15 protein-coding genes are annotated in these 14,452 nt (G+C 68.4%); 7 read left to right on the top strand and 8 right to left on the bottom strand.

Annotation, left to right across the window (positions count from 1 at the left end; translation table 11 throughout):
- The first annotated feature begins 72 nt into the window (after positions 1 to 72).
- A complete protein-coding gene (locus Bsp3421_RS02190; RefSeq protein ID WP_273995625.1) occupies positions 73 to 2,847 on the top strand; it encodes a two component system sensor kinase in 2,775 nt (924 codons plus the stop codon).
- 24 nt (positions 2,848 to 2,871) lie between these two features.
- Here the strand turns inward: Bsp3421_RS02190 and Bsp3421_RS02185 are convergent, their stop codons facing one another.
- Positions 2,872 to 3,525, bottom strand: a complete 654-nt coding sequence (locus Bsp3421_RS02185; protein ID WP_273995623.1) for a two component system response regulator — start codon at positions 3,523 to 3,525, stop codon at positions 2,872 to 2,874.
- 123 nt (positions 3,526 to 3,648) lie between these two features.
- On the opposite strand from Bsp3421_RS02185, the gene Bsp3421_RS02180 reads away from it, so the two are divergent.
- The 6 genes from Bsp3421_RS02180 (at position 3,649) to Bsp3421_RS02155 (ending at position 10,352) form a co-directional block, all read left to right on the top strand.
- Entirely contained in the window at positions 3,649 to 4,047 is a 399-nt protein-coding gene (locus tag Bsp3421_RS02180) for a hypothetical protein (RefSeq protein WP_273995622.1), read from the top strand.
- Entirely contained in the window at positions 4,044 to 5,558 is a 1,515-nt protein-coding gene (locus Bsp3421_RS02175) for an EscC/YscC/HrcC family type III secretion system outer membrane ring protein (protein WP_273995621.1), read from the top strand. Before Bsp3421_RS02180 ends, Bsp3421_RS02175 begins: the two co-directional genes overlap by 4 nt.
- Positions 5,555 to 6,763 carry a type III secretion system inner membrane ring subunit SctD gene (gene sctD / locus Bsp3421_RS02170; RefSeq protein ID WP_273995619.1) on the top strand — a complete coding sequence of 403 codons (1,209 nt, stop codon included), beginning with the start codon at positions 5,555 to 5,557 and terminating at the stop codon, positions 6,761 to 6,763. Before Bsp3421_RS02175 ends, sctD begins: the two co-directional genes overlap by 4 nt.
- 25 nt (positions 6,764 to 6,788) lie before the next feature.
- Positions 6,789 to 6,986, top strand: a complete 198-nt coding sequence (locus Bsp3421_RS02165; RefSeq protein ID WP_273995617.1) for a hypothetical protein — start codon at positions 6,789 to 6,791, stop codon at positions 6,984 to 6,986.
- 284 nt (positions 6,987 to 7,270) lie between these two features.
- Positions 7,271 to 9,001, top strand: coding sequence for a hypothetical protein (locus Bsp3421_RS02160; RefSeq protein WP_273995616.1), 1,731 nt, complete (start codon positions 7,271 to 7,273; stop codon positions 8,999 to 9,001).
- A 142-nt stretch (positions 9,002 to 9,143) separates the two neighbouring features.
- Positions 9,144 to 10,352, top strand: coding sequence for an anthrax toxin-like adenylyl cyclase domain-containing protein (locus Bsp3421_RS02155; protein WP_273995662.1), 1,209 nt, complete (start codon positions 9,144 to 9,146; stop codon positions 10,350 to 10,352).
- A gap of 137 nt (positions 10,353 to 10,489) precedes the next feature.
- Here Bsp3421_RS02155 and sctW read toward each other — a convergent pair whose 3' ends face one another.
- Genes sctW through sctF form a run of 7 tightly spaced genes read right to left on the bottom strand, consistent with a single transcriptional unit; the run spans position 10,490 to position 14,439 of the window.
- On the bottom strand, positions 10,490 to 11,590 hold the full coding sequence (sctW, locus tag Bsp3421_RS02150) for a type III secretion system gatekeeper subunit SctW (RefSeq protein ID WP_273995615.1): 1,101 nt from the start codon (positions 11,588 to 11,590) through the stop codon (positions 10,490 to 10,492).
- On the bottom strand, positions 11,577 to 12,266 hold the full coding sequence (locus Bsp3421_RS02145) for an EsaK (protein ID WP_273995661.1): 690 nt from the start codon (positions 12,264 to 12,266) through the stop codon (positions 11,577 to 11,579). Before Bsp3421_RS02145 ends, sctW begins: the two co-directional genes overlap by 14 nt.
- Entirely contained in the window at positions 12,263 to 12,865 is a 603-nt protein-coding gene (locus Bsp3421_RS02140) for a type III secretion system domain-containing protein (protein WP_273995613.1), read from the bottom strand. Before Bsp3421_RS02140 ends, Bsp3421_RS02145 begins: the two co-directional genes overlap by 4 nt.
- The gene (sctJ, locus tag Bsp3421_RS02135; RefSeq protein ID WP_273995611.1) at positions 12,862 to 13,602 is read right to left on the bottom strand and encodes a type III secretion system inner membrane ring lipoprotein SctJ; all 741 of its coding nucleotides are present in this window, start codon (positions 13,600 to 13,602) and stop codon (positions 12,862 to 12,864) included. The genes Bsp3421_RS02140 and sctJ overlap by 4 nt, the downstream gene beginning before the upstream one ends.
- Positions 13,599 to 13,937 carry a type III secretion system inner rod subunit SctI gene (sctI, locus tag Bsp3421_RS02130; protein ID WP_273995609.1) on the bottom strand — a complete coding sequence of 113 codons (339 nt, stop codon included), beginning with the start codon at positions 13,935 to 13,937 and terminating at the stop codon, positions 13,599 to 13,601. Before sctI ends, sctJ begins: the two co-directional genes overlap by 4 nt.
- Positions 13,937 to 14,227, bottom strand: a complete 291-nt coding sequence (locus Bsp3421_RS02125; protein WP_273995608.1) for an EscG/YscG/SsaH family type III secretion system needle protein co-chaperone — start codon at positions 14,225 to 14,227, stop codon at positions 13,937 to 13,939. The genes sctI and Bsp3421_RS02125 overlap by 1 nt, the downstream gene beginning before the upstream one ends.
- A complete protein-coding gene (gene sctF / locus Bsp3421_RS02120) occupies positions 14,224 to 14,439 on the bottom strand; it encodes a type III secretion system needle filament subunit SctF (RefSeq protein WP_252984963.1) in 216 nt (71 codons plus the stop codon). Before sctF ends, Bsp3421_RS02125 begins: the two co-directional genes overlap by 4 nt.
- Positions 14,440 to 14,452 lie beyond the last annotated feature (13 nt).

The raw sequence follows: 14,452 nt of genomic DNA, 5'->3' as shown, positions 1-14,452 counted from the left end.
GAAGACCTGAAAAGGGCCTGTGCAGCCATGACTCAAGGACTGCGCACGCTGGAATCTTGATGGAAAGAAAACATGCGCCCATTCTGGGAAAAATCGCTGACGGCACGCATCGTCGCGATCCTCTGCTGCGCGATGGTTTCGTTCTGGATGTTGTCCGAAGCAATCAGCTTTTACTACCGCTACACGGGAACGCAAAGCGAACTGCGTGATGTGCTGAGTTGGGAACTGAAGGCGATCGTCGGCCGCGAGAATCGCCGCTTCGATGATGCACAGCGCCATACGCGCGCGCTGCTGTGGGTCTGGAAGACCCTGAACCAGCGCCTGACCACGCTCGATCCCGCGCCCGAACCGTCGCCGCACACGACGTTCGTGCCGTTCCCCGACGCGCGCGGCGACGCGGCGCTCGTCCGGCGTGCGCGGGAGATCCTCGGGATTTTCGGCGACGCGGACCCGGACAGCCGGCGCGACGCGTTCCTGCTGCTGCCGACGGAGGGCATCGTGCTGTACCGCGCGGCGGAAGCCAGCGCCGCCGACATGCAGCGCAAGCTCACGATGCTGATGTCGCTGCGCGGCGCGACGCAAGCGGGCAGCGGCATGCACTGGAGCGACGCGCACCGCGATTCGCACGGCCTCGTGCGGGTGGCCGCCGCCGCGATCGATCGCGAGTCGGGCGTGATGGCCGGGCAGAATCTGCGCATCGGCGATCTGTCGAAGTTCAGCAAGGACCTGCATCTGGATCGCGAGCCGCGTTTCGTGCTGCGCTCCGCGCAGGGCGAGCTGCTGTGGTCGGACGGCGAAGTGCCCGCCGATCTGAATCAGGTGCTGGACCAACTGCCGATGTGCGCGCAGAGCTATTCGCGGCGCGTCAACAATCAGTACGTGGTGTGCATGCCGCTCGACGGCCCGCACTGGCAGCTCGCGGTGATCTTTCCGACGGCGGCCGTCACCGACAAGGTGATGACCCTGCTGCGCCAGACCGTGCCGTGGACGCTCGTGATGCAGCTGTGGCTCATCGTCGTGGTGTTCCAGATCCTGCAATGGCAATTGGGACGGCCGCTCAGGCTGATCGTCGAGACCATCGACGCGCAGCGCGACGGCGACTGGGGCCGCCGGCTGCCCGCGCGCCGCGACGACGAGCTGGGGCGGATCGCGCGCGCGTACAACACCTTGCTCAGCACGCTGAACGCGTATCACAAGACCCTGGAAAACAAGGTCGACGAGCGCACCCGCGAGCTGAACGAAGCGAAGCGCATGGCGGAATCGGCGAATCACCGCAAGAGCGAGCACATCGCCAGCATCAGCCATGAGATCCGCACGCCGCTGAACGGCATCATGGGCGCGCTCGCGCTGCTCGCGCGCAGCCAGCTGCAGCCGCGCCAGCAGGAGCTGGTCGGCGTCGCGCAGCAGTCGTCCGGCTACCTGCTCGGGATCGTCAACAACGTGCTCGACTACTCGCGCATCGAGGCGGGCCACCTGGAGCTGGCCTACGAGCAGACGCAGCTGCTGCCGCTCCTCGATCAGGCGATGCTGACGATCCACCTGCGCGCGAACGAAAAGCACCTCACGCTGTCGACCTTCGTCGCGCCCGACGTGCCGCAGCAGATCTGGCTCGATGCGTTGCGGGTGCGGCAGATCCTGATCAACCTGCTCGGCAACGCGGTCAAGTTCACCGATTTCGGCAGCATCCGCCTCGTCGTCGAGCGGCGCGGCAGCCTGCTCGCGATGATCGTCGAGGATACCGGCAAGGGCATCCCGCCGTCATATCAGCTCGACATCTTCAAGCCGTTCGTGCAGGTGCGCGCGCATGACAGCGGCAACGGACTGGGCCTGCCGATCGCATCGCGGCTCGCGAACCTGATGAACGGCGAGATCCTGATGAGCAGCCAGCTCGGGCGCGGCACCCGGTTTACCGTGCTGCTGCCCTTGCAGCGCGGCGAGGTCGCGCCGAAGCCGCTCGCGGGCTCCGTGACGGCGCCCGCGACGCTGCATGCGCAATTGCGCAGCTGGGGGATGGAGCCCGTCGACGGCGACAATCCGCTGCTCGCGATGCCGGAGCTGTGCTACCTGCCCGGCAAGCTTCACCGCAGCATCGCGCAGGTGCTGCGCGGCGAGGCCGTGCAGGACGATGCGCGGCCGACGGCGATGTGCCCGTGGGCGCTCAAGGTGCTGGTCGTCGACGACGTCGCCGTCAATCGCGACATCGTCGGCAAGATGCTGCGCGAGCTGGGCCACCAGTGCCAGTCGGCGGCCTCGGGCGAGCGGGCGCTCGCGCTGGGCCGCAACCAGGTGTTCGATCTCGTGCTGATGGACGTGCGGATGCCGGACCTGGACGGGATGGCGACCACGCGCCGCTGGCGCCATGCGGACGAGCGGATCCTCGATGCCGACACGCCGATCGTCGCGCTGACGGCCAATGCGATGCCGGCGGAGCACGAGCGCGCGCGGCAGGCGGGCATGAACGCCTATCTGACCAAGCCCGTGTCGCTCGAGCAGATGGCGGGCACGCTGAACCGGGTGGCCGCCACGCAGCTGGCGCGCGGCATGGAGCTTGCGCCCAATGCGATGGCGAACATACCGCTCCTGGACTGGAACGACCAGATGATGCGCGAGCAGCTGCGCAAGACGCTGAAGGACCTGCACCAGCAGGCGGAAGTGGCGTGGCACGCGAAGGATACGGAAGGCATCCTGAACATCCTGCATTCGCTGAAGGGCTGCGCGGGGCAAGGCGGGCTCGATCTGGTGCGCGAGGGCATCGAGCAGCAGGAGCGGCAGATCCGCTCGGGCCGCTGGGTCAGCCGCCGCGATCTGAGCGACCTGGCTGATCTGATCGCGATTCAGTTCACCTGATCGCCGGCGGCGGCGCGTCCCGTCTCAATTCAGGCCGAGACGGTGCGCCCAGTTCGTGAGGTCCGCCGCGTTGTGGGCGTCGAGCTTGCGCATCAGGTTCAGGCGGTGCGTTTCGACCGTCTTGATCGTGATGGTCAGGCGCTCGGCCACGTCGCGGTTGCGGCATCCCTCGGCGATCAGCTTGAGCACCTGACGTTCGCGCGGCGTGAGCGCGACCTCCGCGCGGGCGGCGGACGGCGTGCCGAGCTGCGCGGCGTTCAGCGCCGGGTCGAGCGCGGTATGGCCGCGCCAGACCTTCCACAGCGTCTCCAGCAGCACCTGCTGCGAACTGTTCTTCAGCACGTAGCCGTTCGCGCCCGCGAGCAGCGCCGCGCTGGCGCGATGCTCGGCGGTGTCGGCGGTCATCACGACGATGCCGAGGTCCGACCAGCGGCGGCGCAGCTGATGGATCACATCGATGCCGCTCATCCCGGGCAGGCCGAGATCGAGCAGCACGATATGCGGCGCATGGCGCTGGCACGCCGAATAGACCTCGAGGCCATCCTCGACTTCGGCGACGACCTTCAACGGCGGGGCGGCGTCGAGCAGGTTCTTCAGACCCAACCGCACGACCGGGTGATCTTCGACGATCAGGATGCGGACTTCGGCGGGAATGGCGGTATGAGTGACGACGGGCATGGTGGAGTCAACATGGGATCGAGGGGCGGCCCGCCTCGACTTATTTAGGAATTCAGGTGATCACCGGATCGATCTTATCAAGATTTATCTCAAAAATCTTGATGCATGAATGAAATGATTTCGATGGAATTTCCACCTGCATTGCGGCGTCTGGAAACGGTTTCGGCCGGGGTCTGGCGGCAGGGTCGCTGGTCGATGACGATCGACGGCATCGACGGCTGGTGCGTGGCTGCGGCGACGCCGCCGGGCTTGTGCGTCGGCTGTCAGGTCGACGTCGCGCCGATCGACGCCCGCTGGCTCGAACAGGCGTGTCTCTGGCTGATGTCGTTGCGCGGCGCAGCGGACGATGCGCTGTGGCTCGACGCCGCGAACACGCTGGTGCTCGTGCGCCGCCACGATGCCGAGGCGGGCGCCGCCGCGCTGCGCGCGAGCCTGGAACAGCAGATCGCGATCGCGCGCTGGCTGGGCGCGCATCATGCGGCGCTCAAGGAAACGCCGCGCGCGGCATGGAGACCGGCATGAACCGGCGCGCCCGCCGTTTGCGCGCCGCGTGGCGCGCGCTCCTCGTCGGCTGCTTGCTGGCGCATGTCGCGCCGGCGCCGGCGAAATCGATTCCGACCGCGGGCATCGCCCCGTTTTTCCTGAGCACGCGCGGTATGAAGTTGTCCGACGTGTTGCGCGACCTCGGCGCGAATTATCGCACGCCGGTGGTGGTCAGCCCGAAGATCGACGGATCGTTCATCGGGTCCGTGGACGCCCGCACGCCGGAGGCGGCGCTCGATCGGCTCGCGCGGCTCTATCAGCTCGCGTGGTACTACGACGGCCTCACGCTGTATGTGTACCGCGCGCAGGAGGTGTCGAGCGCGCTGATCACGCCGGATTATCTGCCGCCGTCGACCTTGATTCCGCAACTGCGCGCGGCAGGGCTGCTCGATGCCCGGCAGTGCTTCGTGCAGGCGATCCCCGCGTCGAACGCCATCGAGGCGCGCGGCGTGCCGATCTGCATCGAGCGCGTCACCCAGTTCGCGAAGCGGCTCGACGAACAGACCATCCACCATGCGCAGAACCAGGAGTCGGTGAAGCTGTTTCCGCTGCAGTACGCCACCGCCACCGACACCCGCTACGCCTACCGGTCGCAGCAGGTGGTCGTGCCGGGCGTGGTGTCGGTCCTGAAAGACATGGCGCAAGGGCGCGCGCTGCCCTTGAAGGACAACCAGGGCCAGCAGCCGGCGAGCGACCGCCTGCTGCCGATGTTCGCCGCCGATGCGCGCCAGAACGCCGTGATCGTGCGTGACAAGGAGACGAACATGAAGCTGTACGGCGACCTGATCGCGCAGCTCGACCGCAAGCCGAAGCTCGTCGAGATCTCGGTCGCGATCATCGATGTCAACGCGCAGGATCTGAGCATGCTCGGCGTCGACTGGTCGGCGTCGGCGCGCATCGGCGGCGGCTCGGTGAGCTTCAACGGCGGCGACACACCGGATGCCGGCAGCTTCTCCACGGTCGTGTCGAACACCGGCCAGTTCATGGTCCGGCTGAGCGCGCTGGAGCAGAACGCGAAGGCGCAGATCCTGTCGCGGCCGTCCGTCGTCACGCTCGACAACATGCAGGCGGTGCTGGATCGCAACATCACGTTCTATACGAAGGTCAGCGCCGAGCGTGTCGCGAAGCTCGAATCGATCTCGACCGGATCGCTGCTGCGGGTCACGCCGCGCGTGATCGGCGATCCCGGCAAACAGGAAATCATGTTGACGTTGATGGTTCAGGACGGCCGGCAGACCGATCCGATCAGCAAGCAGGAACCGCTGCCGCAGACGCTGAACTCGGAGATCGCCACCCATGCGCTGCTCAAGGAAGGGCAGGCGCTGCTGCTCGGCGGCTTCGTGCAGGACGAGCTGAGCGAGGGCGAGCGGAAGATCCCGCTGCTCGGCGACATTCCGCTGCTCGGCAATCTGTTCAAGACGCGCCACAAGAGCCAGCGCCACACGGTGCGGCTGTTCCTGATCAAGGCCGAACCCTGGCTGCAGACATGACGGCGCGCAAGCTCAGATGGCTGAACGGCCCGCTGGCCGGCCACCCGTTCGTGCTGCCCGACGGGCCGCTGCGGATCGGCGGCGCCGACGCGGACCTCGCGCTGGTGCTCGACGACGAGGCGAGCGCCGTGCTGAACGTGGGCGCGGACGGCGTGACGGTGTCGCCGGGCGTGCCGGTGTGGGTCGCGGGGGCACGGTGGGACGCCGCGACGCCGCTGCCGGAGCACGTGGTCGTGGATCTCGCGGGGCTCGCGTTCATCGTGGGCGGCGTCGACGATCCGCTCCCGGTGGCGCTCGTCCCGCCGCGCCATGCCCCGCGCGCGCGGCGTCCGAGCGGCGTGCACGCGGCCGGCGCGCTCGCGTGCGCCGGCCTGTTGGGCGCGCTCGTGCTGGCGTTGTGGCAGCCGGCCCCGGCCCGCGCGCCCGACCTCGACGCCTGGCTCGCCGCGCGGCTGCGCGCGAGCGCGCTGCACGGCCTGCGGGCGACGCGCGAGCCGGACGGCACGGTGGGCTTGAGCGGATCGTGCGCGCTCAGCCAGGCAGTCGAGCAACTGCGCGGCGAACTGCGCGCGCGCGGCGTGCATGTGCGCGATACCAGCCAGTGCGCGGATACGCTGCGCGGCAACGTCAAGGACGTGCTGATGCTGAACGGTTATCGCGACATCGACGTGCGCAGCACGGGTGGGCCGGGTTCGGTCGAGATCCATGGCGCGATCGCGGCCGACGGCCGCTGGCGGCGCACCGTCGCGCAGCTGCAGGCGGTGGCCGGGCTGCGGACCTGGCAGGTGATCAATGACCGCGCGCAACAGTTCGAGCGCTTGCTGGACGCGCTGTCGAAGGCGGACCTGCTCGACGGGGTCGGCGTCTCGCTGGCCGGCCGGACGCTGATGGTGAGCGGCAAGCTCGACGAGGGCAGGACGGCCGCGCTGAACGCGGCGATCGCGGCGTTCAATCGCGCCGGCGCGGATGGCTTCACGGCGATCTACGACGCGATTCCCACCGCCGACGCCGCGCAGTCGCTGTTGCCTGCGCCGGTGGTGACGGTCGGCGGTCAGGCGAACTCGATCTATGTCGTGCTCGCGAACGGCATGCGCCTGCAGGTGGGCGGCGTGCTGCCGAACGGCTATGCGATCGTCGGCTTGAGTCGGCATGCGATCAGCCTGCGCAACGGCGAACATCTGGTGTCGATCCCGCTCGACGTGTGAGGCGAAGAACATTGAGGACAAGGCGATGGTGCGATTGACGAGACTGGAAGACGAACTGGCGGCCGATGTGCGGGGCGAACGGCGGGATGCGTGCGTTGCCTCCCTGCGCCAGGCCGGCGCCGCGGCGCCCGAGCGGGCGGCGACGCCGGAACTGGACGAGGCGCACCGCGCGGCGATCGAGGTGATCGAGCGATTGTGGGCGCGTTATCACAATCGGCCGTGACGCGGCGCGCGGCGCGGCGGCTGCGGATCGATGCCCGTCGCGTGTCGGGGTGCCGACGAATCGCCAAGCAATGGGGTGCATCGTGCGCCTCCGGTCCGGTTCATGTCGATGCGACGCATTCTGGCGATTCGATGCGCTGCGGCTTCGGAAAAGTCGTCCTTTCTGTCGAAAGCGGCGCACTCGCGATAACTGATAGAGGCCGAAAAGATACAGAAGCGGGGTTGATTTTAGGCATCGACAATCGGGCAGGTACTTCATGGCTTATCACGATTGCGAGGTGAACGATGCGCACGATCCAATCCAACCATCCGCCGATTCAATTGCAGGCGCAGATCGAGAACGGTGGGTTGAAGGACATCACCCAGACGAACCGGACGGGTGAAATCACCGCGGTTTCGACGGCCAAGGGCATCACGCTGAACGCGGCGCAGCAACTCGCGCTGACCAACGGCCGGCTGTTCGAGGCGGGCGTCAGCATGGCGGTGCTCGATCGTCCCGGCACGGTCGGCAAGGTGTTCGACACCTACGCGTCGCGCCTGGCCGACGTGCTGGCGCCGGTGTTGACGGGCGACGGCGCGCCCGCGCGCACGGTCCACTTCAACGGCAGCCAGAAGCCGCTCGCCGACGTGTTCAAGGACACGATGCTCACGCCGATGACGGACCCGAAGTCCGACCAGATCGGCCGCAAGACCAGCGAGGGCGGCGAGGGTGCGGCGTGGATCGTCGCGCAGCTGGAGACGCCGCTGATGTCGCCGTCGGGCGAGTACGCGACCGGACAGAATTTCCAGAACCTGCTGACCAAGGTCAAGGCGGTATGCGGTTTCGGCACGACCGTCTGGCAGTTGATGAACCAGCCGGACGCGACGAAGCGCGCACAGAACGAGGCGGTGCTGCGGGACGTGATGAAGCCGCTGGGCGAGGGCGTGGCGAGCCAGTTCGGCGCGCGCTTCGACGAATTCAGGGACGTGATGCGCACGCCGCTGTTCGACGACCCGATCAGCCGGATGCGCAGCGAACGCCAGCCGCTGGACGCGCAGGGCAAGCCGTTTCCCGTCGGATACGAATCCGCGCATCTGCACGGGCTGGGCTTCGGCAACGTCGCGGTCACGGCCGCGGACGGTGATCGGCAGGCGGAGCTGGATCAACTGCTGGGCGCCAAGGTCAACACGGCGGGCGCGAAAGTCTACGCCAACATCAACGGCGCGGCCCGCGACGGCGCGCCGATCGAACCCGGCGCGAGCGGCCTGCCGGAGCGGCCCTTCATGATGGCGTCCGACGAGATCCAGCTTGCGCTCGACAGCCCGCTCATGCATGCGTACCAGAACCTGCTGTTCAGCACCCAGGGCGGCGCCGATCAGACCTTCCACGAAGCGCTGGGCACCCATGCGTTTCCCCACGGCACCGGCGTCAACCGCTGGCAGCCCACCGGCACGTTCGCGGTCGAATCCAACCTGCGCGGCATGCCGTCCGCCGGCGCGCAGTCGGGCGGCACCTGCGACGCGCTGCTGGCGCTCAATACGCTGAGCGACGGGCCGCTCTACGACCGCTTCGACATCGTCGAGCCCGCGACGCTCGGCATCGCTGCGTTCATGAACTTCGGCGGCTATCACACGTTCGCGGAAACGGTTCCGGTCGGCATGGCGATGGCGAACGGCGCAGACGAATTCAATCCGTCGTCCGGCACTGTGTTCCGGGCGGCTGAACGGCTCGCGGAAAACGTTGCGCGGCAGCCGGCGTTGCAGCAGGCGATCGAGACGTCGCGCAATCCACTGACGCTGGATACGCTGCGCGCCGACTTCTTCGGCCCGACCAGCACGGATCTCCAGCACGAGAACCTGTATCAGCGCGTCGCCGGCATGGCGGCGAACTATACGAGCGCGACCGGGGATGTGCTTGCGATCCACGACGCGTACGAGCAGAACCACGGCGCGCTGTGCGAAACGCATCCGGAGCTGCGCCAGATGGGCACGGTCAGCATCCAGACGTCGCGGGTCGATCCCGATCGTCTGGCGTGACAGGCGCATCCGCCGGCGCAGTGAATGGCGCGCGGCGGCGTTCCGGGCGGAAGCGCGGGCGAATCGGCTTGGTCGTTCGCGCCTCGCCGCCCGGCATCGGTACACGAGCTTCATCCCCATCACGTTTCAGAAGGAGCACAGCATGAGAGAAATGTCCGTGCAGGTCGGCGGGGGCAATCGCCTCCCGGTGGACGGGACGCCGGCCGTCGATACGAACAACCGGCCGCAGAGCGCTCAGGTCGATCAGGTATCGCGGCTGCAAGCCATGGGCGAGCGGGTGAAGAGCGAGACGGGCATCGTCCCGTCGCACCTGATCAAGTTGCAGCAATCCGCCGCGGAGCATCGATGTCTGATCGGCATCCGACCGGTCGAACCGATCGCGACGAGCCTCATCGAAAGCGGTCATCCGACCAAGGGCTTTCACATCAAGGGCAAAAGCGCGAACTGGGGGCCGCAGGCGGCGTTCATCTGCGTCGACCAGCGGTGGAGCAAACTCGAGAACAACGCCGAGCGGGTCGCGAAATTCAACGGGCAAGTCGAAAGTTGCCTGCGCGACCAGTATGCGAAGAAGGTTCCGCTCGCCGTATCGGGCGCGCGCCTCGATGAACTGCTGGGCATGGGGATGATCGATCGGATCAAGTACGACGCGCAGCGCAATCCGGTCGCGTTCGAAGCCAAGGCACCGAGTGGGAAGATCTATTCATTCGAGGCGAAGCCGCTCGCGACCGGCGATGGGATGCGCTACGCCATCACGCACGAGGGGCGGCCGATCGAGGTGCTGGCGCCGCCGAAGCCGGACGCCAAGCCGCTGACGGCCGACTACGATCTGCTCGTGATCGCCCCGCGGATGGAGGATCTCGGTCCGCAGGACAACGTCCCGGTTCCGGATGTCGCGCACTCGGTCTTCAAGGCGCGCATGGATCGTTACACGTCCCCCGTTCCCGAGCCGCTTCGGGCCGCCTATGGCAATCCGGCGGTTTTCTATGAAAAAGAGGACAAGGAGATCGGCAATGCGTCGCCGAGGATTCGCGCGATGATCCCGATCCTCAATCAGGCCCTGGTCGGCGACGGCGAGCCGGTGATCCATCACAATGCCGACGCGGGCAGTCCTGCGGCGGATCCGACGGCCAACTATCCCGCCGCGTTCGCGCTACCGGAGCGCATCGGCCGCTTCGATGAAATCTGTATCGTGCACGATGCAGCCGAATTGGCGGAACTGATTGCCGGCGCCAAGAAGCAGGGATTCCATGTTCCGCTCAATCCGCTATGGGAGCCGAACGTGACCAGCGTGCGAAGGGAAGCCTATACAGACGCGCGCGACATGCTGATGGCGCGTCTTCCCAGCAACTGAGCCATCGTTGAACGGGGTGCCCGGCGCATGCGTTCAAGTCGCACCGGGCATCGTGTCTGCTACAAGAGCGCGGCGCCCGATCGCGCGACGGGCATCAAAACCCCGGCCAGTCCCGCATCGCGCCCGCCGCGCCGGCCTCACCCCTGCGCATCGATCAACGCTTCCAGATGCTCGCCGAACGCATCGAGGATCGTCGCGTGCTGGTCGGCGTCGTCGAAGCAGTCGTCCGGCAGCAGCTTCACCAGTTCCATCATGCCTTTCGCGTGGCGATACCGCAGCGATGCATCGGGCACGATCCGCTGTGTCTGCGCATCGAGCCACGCGGCGCTGAGCCAGCTTTGCTCGACGATCTCGAGCAGCGCGGCGATCAGCGCATCGCCGTCGACGCCTGCCGCCCGCAGGCCGTCCGCGCAGCGCGTGCAATGATCCTCGATGCCGAGGAATTGCAGGATCCGCTTGAGATCGGTGATCACGGCGGCCAGCCGCACATCCATCGCGGGCCCCTCGGAAGACAGCTCGAACGCGAGCGCGCGGATCAGCGTCTTCAGCTTGCGCCGCCGGTCGGGCAGCCGGCGGAACTCGTCGAACCATTGCGTCAGGCGGCGTTCGCGCGCGGCGGCGCGCTGATAGAGCTGGCGCAGGTCCGCCAGCCCCGCATGGTCCGCGCGGCCGAACTCCAGATGCGCAAACAGCTGCAATGCCCATGCGTCGCCGCTCAGCACGGTTGCGAGCTGCGCTTCGGCGCGCCGGCGGCGCGCGCCCGCAAGCCTGCCCTCCTCCAGCAGCGCGCCGAGCAGCAGCGCCATTTCGCCGTCGTTCATGCCTGCCGCGCGCATGGCGTCGCCGACGTCCTCGAGTTCGTCGAGCCCCGGAATGCGCCGCCGCAGATCGTCGAGCTGCGCGGCCGACACCGCGCCGATCTGCCGGATCAACTGCTGCAGCATCGCGCGCGTGCGCGGCCGGTCGGTCGAACCGTCGGCCTGCGCGCGACGGGGTTCGCGCAGGCGCGTGCCGACCACGAAGCCGATGTCCTCCAGCGTTTCGGCGAACGACTCGGCGGACACGCCGGTCAGCTCGGGCGGCACGGCGCCGAAATCGTGCGGCAGGTCGGCGAGCGCCTCCTGGGCCAGATCGAGCGCGGAGCCGGCCGGGACGATTTCCCGCGCGAGCGGCGTGGCGGCCGGGCCGGTCGGCGTGGCGGAGGCGGGCCGGACGGCCGCCGGGTCAATGCGGTTCATCATCGTTCGGGGGCGTCGGTGCGCGGGCGGTTGAAGGGGCGGGCAGCAGACGGGACAGCAGCAGGTCGAGATGCAGCCCGGGATTGAAGTGGACGATCGCATAGGGCGATGCGAGACGCGCCTCGTCGGCGCGCAGCGCCGCCTCGACCGTCACGCGCACGCGCGGCGCGTCCCCGAGGGCGGCGCGGATGCGCTCGGCGCTCGCCGCGCTGACTTGCAGCTCGAGCGGCGATGCGCCCTGGTCCCCGGCGAGGCAGGTGCGCACCTGCGCCAGCAGCAACTCGACGGCGTCGCGGTCGCGCAGATAGGGCTCCACGACGCTCGCGACCAGGACCCGGAGCCGGTCGTCGAGATGCATCGCGATCTGCGCTTCCAAGTCGGCCTCGTCGACCAGCCACCGGACGGTCTCGCCGATCAGATTCTCGCGCGCGTACGCCAGTTCGGCGGCGGCATCCGCCAGTCCTTGCCGGTGAGCGTCCTCGCGGAGCCGATGCGCATCGCGTTCGGCGTCGGCGAGCGTGCTGCGCGCCGCTTCGAGCACGCGCGCGGCGTGCGCCTGCGCGCGTTCGACGATCGACGCCGCGTCGACATAGCCGGCCAGCGTCGCGGCGGGGATCAGGGATTCGACGGGCGCGGGCCCGGGCAGGTAAGTGATGGAGATCGGGAAATCGGTCACAGCAAGCGCCCCATCCTGACGAGCCAATCCGATGCCCGCTCCCGCAGGTTGTCCGCGGGGGCGGCCGGTCCCGGCGGCGATGGCGGCAGCACGGTGCTCAGCAGCCGGGTGGCGACGCATGCGGCGGCGTCCGCGCGCCACCAGCGCGTGCCGGCGCTGCGCAGCGCATCGACGAACGACGGGTCGGGCGCGAGATCCGGCCCGCGAACGGGGCGATCGCGGCACAGGGCGAGGAGCTGCGCGCATCCTTGTTCACCGAGCGGCGCCGCGAGCAAGGTTCGATACGGTTGTGCGAGCAGGTAGTCGGGGCGTCCGTGCGCGAGCAGGCCGAGCGCGACCATCAACGCGTCGAGCCGGGGTTCGAGCGCGACCAGGGCCGCTTGCGAGGCATCGAGCCGGGGCGGCAGCGCCGCGCGCGGAAAGCCGCGCCGCGCGACGATCAGCCGGTCGATCGGCGCGCGGCACGCGGGATGCGCGTAGCCGTCCCGCCAGGCGGCGAGGTCCAGCGCCGGCCACCAGCCGGGATGCATTTCTGCGCCGGGCCGCCACGCGAGCGCGTGCAGACGCGACACGGCCGGCGTGATCGCGCTCGGCGTCATGAGGACGCGCCCCGGAGGCGCATCCGCCGATGCCAGCCGTATCCGGCGCCCGCGAGCGCGGCGCACACGGCCAGCGCGGCCAGCACGCCGGCCACGCGCAGCCGCGCCTCCTCGAAACGCCCGGCGAGACCCGGCGCGGCGGCGCTGGGCTGCGCGTAGCGATAATCGGCGGCCTGCACGACGACGCTGACCCGCTCGGGGCTCAGGTTCGGCACGCCCGTGACGACGAGGCTGCGGATTTCCGGCACGCGCGCGGTGAAGTTGTACTCCGGGCTGTACTTGACGAACACCGCCGCCGACGGCGGATCGGGGTTGCGCCGGTCCTGGGCCGCGTCTTCGGCGATCGAGACCTGCGCGTTGATCACGCCGTCCATCGCGCGCAGCATCTTCTCGAGCTGCTGCTCCTTGAGGAACTGGATCTTCGCCTGCTCCTGCGCGGGCGACGTGACGAGCTGGCCGGACGGAAACATCTCCTCCATCGTCGCGAGCTTGCGCGCCGGCAGGCCGTTCTGCCGCAGCAGCTCGACCGCGTTGACGAATTGATCGGGCTCGACCCGGATCGTCACGTTGCCGTCCTTGACCACTTTCTTGTCCGCGTCGATGTGACGCAGCATCAGCAGCGCGAGCATCTGGTTCGCCTCCGCCTCCGGCAGATTGCTGTACAGCTCCGTCTTGCAACCGGCCAGCGCGCACGCGAGCAGGCCGACGCCGAGCCGGCGCACGCTCCGCGCGGTCATTGCATGTTCACCAGCTTGTTGACGCCCTGCGAGACCGCGCCCGCCGCCTTGGCCATCAGGTCGACCTCGATGATCGACCGCAGCATCGTCGATTGCGTCGCGAGCATCTCGAGCGGGCTCGCGAGCGTCGGCTCGGCGTCGCGCGCCGGCGCGAGCGCGCGGTCCACCTGCTGCGACACCTGCTGGAAGCGGTCGACGGCATGGTGTTCGGGCGCTTGCGCGCCCTGCCCGAACAGCGCGCGCGTGAACGCGCTGATCTGGTCGGCGTCGGTGGGTTGCGCGGTGGTCTGCGATTGCAGGACCTGCACGGCGGATTGAGCGGCGCTGACTTCCATCAGGATTCCTTTGAACGGAGCCCGCGCGGCGTGGCGGCGGGCGGCGAGAGCAGGGGGGCGAGCAACTGCGCGTGCTGCGCGCTCGCGCGTTCGAGCAGCCGCGCGGCCGAGCCGCTTCGGCCAAGGCCGATCAGCATCACGGCTTCGAGCGCGAGCCGGTCGTGCGCATCGGGGATCAGCGCGGGCAGCGCCGCGTGGATCGCCCAGGCTTCGCGATGCAGCCCGTGATTGACGGCGGCGAGGCCGGCCTCGACGATCAGGCGGCGCGCATCGGCGGACAGCGGGCTCATATCTTCTGGATGATGCCCGACAGCATGTCCTTGACCGCTTTCAGCACGGCGCTCTGATAGCCGACGAACACCGAATACTGCTGGATCGCGAACTGCGCCTGCAGCATGCTGGCCGGATTGTTGAGATCCGACGCCGACATTTTCGATTCGACGTCGTTGCCGACCTTGTCCACGAGCTGGGACAGCTGTTGATTGACCGATTCGATATCCATGATGCGCCGGAAG

Origin of the sequence: Burkholderia sp. FERM BP-3421, from assembly GCF_028657905.1 — a bacterium.
In the GTDB taxonomy this organism is placed as follows: domain Bacteria; phylum Pseudomonadota; class Gammaproteobacteria; order Burkholderiales; family Burkholderiaceae; genus Burkholderia.
This window is presented reverse-complemented; position numbering and strand designations above follow the sequence as displayed.

Bases quoted from the DNA above. Each gene is read 5' to 3' on its own strand.
- Bsp3421_RS02190 (WP_273995625.1), top strand. From the start codon at position 73: ATGCGCCCATTCTGGGAAAAATCGCTGACGGCACGCATCGTCGCGATC.
- Bsp3421_RS02185 (WP_273995623.1), bottom strand. From the start codon at position 3,525: ATGCCCGTCGTCACTCATACCGCCATTCCCGCCGAAGTCCGCATCCTG.
- Bsp3421_RS02180 (WP_273995622.1), top strand. From the start codon at position 3,649: ATGGAATTTCCACCTGCATTGCGGCGTCTGGAAACGGTTTCGGCCGGG.
- Bsp3421_RS02175 (WP_273995621.1), top strand. From the start codon at position 4,044: ATGAACCGGCGCGCCCGCCGTTTGCGCGCCGCGTGGCGCGCGCTCCTC.
- sctD (WP_273995619.1), top strand. From the start codon at position 5,555: ATGACGGCGCGCAAGCTCAGATGGCTGAACGGCCCGCTGGCCGGCCAC.
- Bsp3421_RS02165 (WP_273995617.1), top strand. From the start codon at position 6,789: ATGGTGCGATTGACGAGACTGGAAGACGAACTGGCGGCCGATGTGCGG.
- Bsp3421_RS02160 (WP_273995616.1), top strand. From the start codon at position 7,271: ATGCGCACGATCCAATCCAACCATCCGCCGATTCAATTGCAGGCGCAG.
- Bsp3421_RS02155 (WP_273995662.1), top strand. From the start codon at position 9,144: ATGAGAGAAATGTCCGTGCAGGTCGGCGGGGGCAATCGCCTCCCGGTG.
- sctW (WP_273995615.1), bottom strand. From the start codon at position 11,590: ATGAACCGCATTGACCCGGCGGCCGTCCGGCCCGCCTCCGCCACGCCG.
- Bsp3421_RS02140 (WP_273995613.1), bottom strand. From the start codon at position 12,865: ATGACGCCGAGCGCGATCACGCCGGCCGTGTCGCGTCTGCACGCGCTC.
- sctJ (WP_273995611.1), bottom strand. From the start codon at position 13,602: ATGACCGCGCGGAGCGTGCGCCGGCTCGGCGTCGGCCTGCTCGCGTGC.
- sctI (WP_273995609.1), bottom strand. From the start codon at position 13,937: ATGGAAGTCAGCGCCGCTCAATCCGCCGTGCAGGTCCTGCAATCGCAG.
- Bsp3421_RS02125 (WP_273995608.1), bottom strand. From the start codon at position 14,227: ATGAGCCCGCTGTCCGCCGATGCGCGCCGCCTGATCGTCGAGGCCGGC.
- sctF (WP_252984963.1), bottom strand. From the start codon at position 14,439: ATGGATATCGAATCGGTCAATCAACAGCTGTCCCAGCTCGTGGACAAG.